Consider the following 4,323-nt stretch of genomic DNA (forward strand, 5'->3'; position numbering starts at 1 on the left):
CTCGTCGAAAGCACGGGCGAACACCGGGAAGGACCCGTACAACTCCCGCCCCATCCCCACCCGCTGCGAACCCTGACCGGTGAACAGGAAACCCACCCTGCCCGGCTCGGCCGTCCCGGTCACCACCCCGGGCACCGCATGCCCGGAAATCAGCGCCTCCAAGCGCTCCAGCAACTGACGGCGATCGGCTCCGACCACCACGGCGCGGTGTTCCAGCGCCGCACGGCCCTTGGCCAGCGAGTAGGCCACGTCCACCGCACGCAGGTCCGCATGCCGATCCAGGTGCTCCGAGAGGCGTCCGGCCTGAGCACGCAACGCGGTCTGGCTACCGGCCGACAGCGTCCATGCCAGCGGTCCCGGCCCGTCACCGGCAGGTGGTCGCGCAGGGGAATCCTCGGCAGGGGGCGCCTCCAGGATGACGTGGGCGTTGGTGCCGCTGATCCCGAACGACGACACCCCGGCCCGGCGCGGCCCGGCACCCTCCGGCCATTCGCGCGCCTCGGTCAGCAGTTCCACCGCTCCGGCCGACCAGTCCACGTGCGGCGACGGCTCGTCCACGTGCAGGGTCTGCGGCAACACCCCGTGCCGCATCGCCATCACCGACTTGATCACACCGGCGACGCCGGAGGCCGCCTGGGTGTGGCCGATGTTCGACTTCACCGACCCCAACCACAACGGCCGATCCCGCCCCCGACCGTAGGTCGCCAGCAACGCCTGCGCCTCGATCGGGTCGCCCAGCGGGGTACCGGTGCCGTGCGCCTCCACCGCGTCGATGTCACCCGGTCCCAGACCAGCGTCGGCCAGCGCGCGGCGGATCACCCGCTGCTGGGACGGGCCGTTGGGTGCGGTCAGGCCGTTCGACGCGCCGTCCTGGTTGACCGCGCTGCCGCGTACCACGGCGAGGACCTGGTGCCCGTTGCGACGCGCGTCCGACAGCCGTTCCAGCAGCAGGACGCCCACGCCCTCGCTCCATCCCGTACCGTCGGCCGTGGCGGAGAAGGACTTGCACCGGCCGTCGGGGGCGAGACCTCTCTGGCGGCTGAACTCCACGAACGTACCGGGAGTGGCCAGTACGGTCACGCCCCCGGCCAGCGCGAAGGAGCACTCGCCGCGCCGCAGCGCCTGGACGGCCAGGTGCAGCGCCACCAGCGACGACGAGCACGCCGTGTCGACGGTGACCGCCGGTCCTTCGAGGCCGAACGTGTAGGCCAGGCGCCCGGAGGCGACGCTGCCCGCCGTACCGGTCCCGATGTAGCCTTCGAGCTCCGCGGGGACCGACTGCAGCAGCGCCCCGTAGTCGTGGTACATCACCCCCGCGAAGACACCGGTGTCGCTGCCCCGCATGGACAGCGGGTCGATGCCCGCCCGCTCGAAGAGCTCCCACGTGGTCTCCAGCAGCAGCCGCTGCTGCGGGTCCATCGCCAGCGCCTCACGGGGGCCAATTCCGAACAGGTCCGCGTCGAAGCGGTCGGCGTCGTAGAGGAAGCCGCCCTCACGCGTGTAGCTGGTACCGGGCTTGTCGGGGTCCGGGTCGTACAGCGCGTCGAGGTCCCAGCCCCGGTCGGCCGGGAACACCGAGACGGCGTCCCCCGCGGAGGCCACCAGCTCCCACAGGTCCTCCGGTGAGCGCACCCCTCCGGGGTAGCGGCAGCTCATGGCCACGATCGCGATCGGCTCGTCACCGGTACGCACCGCCGCGACGGGAGCCGCCGGCGTCGTGGACGAGCCCAGGATCTCCGCGGCCACGAAGGTGGCGAGCGCGACGGGGGTGGGATGGTCGAAGATCAGGGTGGCGGGCAGCCTCAGGCCGGTGACGGTCCCCAGCCGGTTGCGCAGTTCCACGGCGGTGAGCGAGTCGAGTCCGAGTTCGGAGAACCTGCTCTCCGGCGTCACGGCGTCCGGCGAGGTGTGGCCGAGCACGGCCGCGACCTCCGCGCGGACGGCGTCCAGGGCGACGCGTTCCCGTTCCCCCTCGTCCGCCGTGGCCAGCCGCCTGGCCAGGGAGGTCGCGTCGCCCGTCGTACGCCGGGGGCGGGCGCGGACCAGGCCCCTCAGCAGGGCGGGGACCTCGGTGTCACGGAACGCGACGGTGTCCAGCCGGGCGGGTACCACGATCGCCTCGTCCGCCGTCGTCGCGGCGTCGAACAGGGCGAGCCCTTCCTCGGCCGTCAGTGCCTTCCTGCCCGCGGTGCCGAGCCCGCCGCCCATGCCGTGTTCCCACAGGCCCCAGGCCAGGGAGGTCGCGGGCAGTCCTTGGGTCCTGCGGTGGACGGCCAGCGCGTCGAGGAAGGCGTTGGCCGCCGCGTAGTTGCCCTGTCCCGGGCTGCCGAACGCCGAGGCGGCGGAGGAGAACAGCACGAACGCCCGGAGCGGCCGGTCCCTGGTCAGCTCGTGCAGATGCCAGGCCGCGTCCGCCTTGGGCCGCAGCACCCGGTCGATCCGTTCCGGGGTGAGCGACGCGAGAACGCCGTCGTCGAGGACTCCGGCCGCGTGTACGACCGCCGTCAGCGGGCGGTCCGCGGGAATCCCGGCGAGCAGGCGGGCGACGGCGTCACGGTCGGCCACGTCACAGGCGGCGACGGTGACGCGCGCGCCGAGCCCTTCCAGCTCGTGCCGCAGCTCGGTGGCACCCGCGGCCTCGTCTCCGCCCCTGCTGGCGAGCAGCAGATCGCGTACGGCATGCGCGGTGACGAGATGGCGCGCCAGCAGGGCTCCGAGGGCTCCGGTGCCTCCCGTGATCAGTACGGTTCCGCCCGCGTCCCAGGAAGGTCCCGTGTCCGAGGCCGGTTCGGCGTTGGAGGTCGCTTCGGTGTTGGAGGCCCGGTCTGCGGAGGCCGGGTCCACGAGGGCCGGTTCCGCGACCGGCGGGGAGAGCCGGGCCATGCGGGGGGCGTAGAGGGTGCCCGCCCTCGACGCCAGCTGAGGTTCACCGGAGGGCAGCCGGGCGGGGGGTTCCGCGCCTTCTTCGAGGTCCAGCAGGGTGAACAGGCCGGGGTGTTCCGACTGGGCCGAACGCACCAGCCCCCACACCGCCGCAGCCACCGGATCGACGTCCTCGCCGTCACCGGTCGACACCGCACCGCTGGTCACCACCGTCAACCGTGACGACGCAGACCGTTCGTCGGCCAGCCACCCCTGGACCGCCTCGAGCGCCTCCCGGGTCGCCTCCCGTATCGCGGAGGGCACGTCACCGCTCCGTCGCGCGATCCGCTTCACCACCGCGACGCTCTCTCCCTCCCCGGTCACCGGCGTCCACTCCACCCGGAACAGGGAGTCGGAGAGGTTCCTTGGCCGCTCGGGAGCCGTCATGGGACGGAGGACGAGCCGGTCGATCGTGGCCACGGGCTCGCCGTGGCCGTCGGCCAGGACGAGGGACAGCGCATCCGCGCCGGCAGGTGTCATCCGTACGCGCAGCGACGTCGCTCCGGTCCGGAACATCCGTACCCGGCTGAGGACGAAGGGCAGCCGTCCCCGTCCGGCTTCGGGGAGGACACCGAGACCCGCCGCGTGCAGGGCGGCGTCCAGGAGCGCCGGGTGGATGCCGTACCCCTCGGCGTCCAGCTCGGAGGGCAGGACGGCCTCGGCGTAGAGCAGGTCGCCACTCCGCCAGGCGGCCCGAAGCCCTTGGAAGGCGGGGCCGTAGTCGAGCCCGGCCACCGCCATGTCGTCGTAGAGCCCCGCCACGTCGACCTGAACGGCACCCGGAGGGGGCCACGCGGCCAGATCGAACTCCTCCTCGTCCGACGCGCCGACCGACAGGACCGCGCTCACGTGGCGCGTCCAGGGCGTCTCCTCCGATACGTGTTCCTCCCGCGAGAACACGCCCAGGACACGCCTGCCCGACTCGTCCGGCGCACCGACCGACACCTGGACCTGTCTCGCCCGGGACTCCGGCAGCAGCAGCGGCACCTCGATGGTCAGCTCGTCGATCACATCGCAACCGGCCCGTTCACCGGCGTGCGCGACGAGCTCCAGCAGCGCGGTCGCCGGAACCACGGTGAGACCGGCGACGGTGTGGTCGGTGAGCCAGGGCTGGGCCCGGGTCGACAGCCGCCCGGTCAGCAGCAGCCCGTCGCCCTCGGCCGGCGACACCGCCGCACCCAGCAGCGGATGCCCCGCCGACGACAACCCCGCACCCGACAGATCGGTCTGCCCGACCTGCTCCAGCCAGTAGCGCTGCCGGTCGAAGGCGTAGGTGGGCACGTCCACCGGTCGGCCCTGATCGACATAGGCCGCCCAGTCGACCGTGGTGCCGGTCACGAAGGCTCCGGCGACGGCGGTGAGCACGGTCTCGGGTTCGGCTCTGCCGTCGCGCAGGGTGGG

The 4,323-nt window shown here is 73.1% G+C and carries 1 protein-coding gene; it reads right to left on the reverse strand.

Translation table 11 applies throughout. The annotated features are described in order from the left end of the window. Nucleotides 1-4,323, reverse strand: a 4,323-nt coding sequence (locus ACZ6RT_RS37450) for a type I polyketide synthase (RefSeq protein ID WP_470158865.1), incomplete at both ends; no start/stop codon positions are given.

It is taken from the genome of Streptosporangium sp. NPDC050148, from assembly GCF_055586505.1.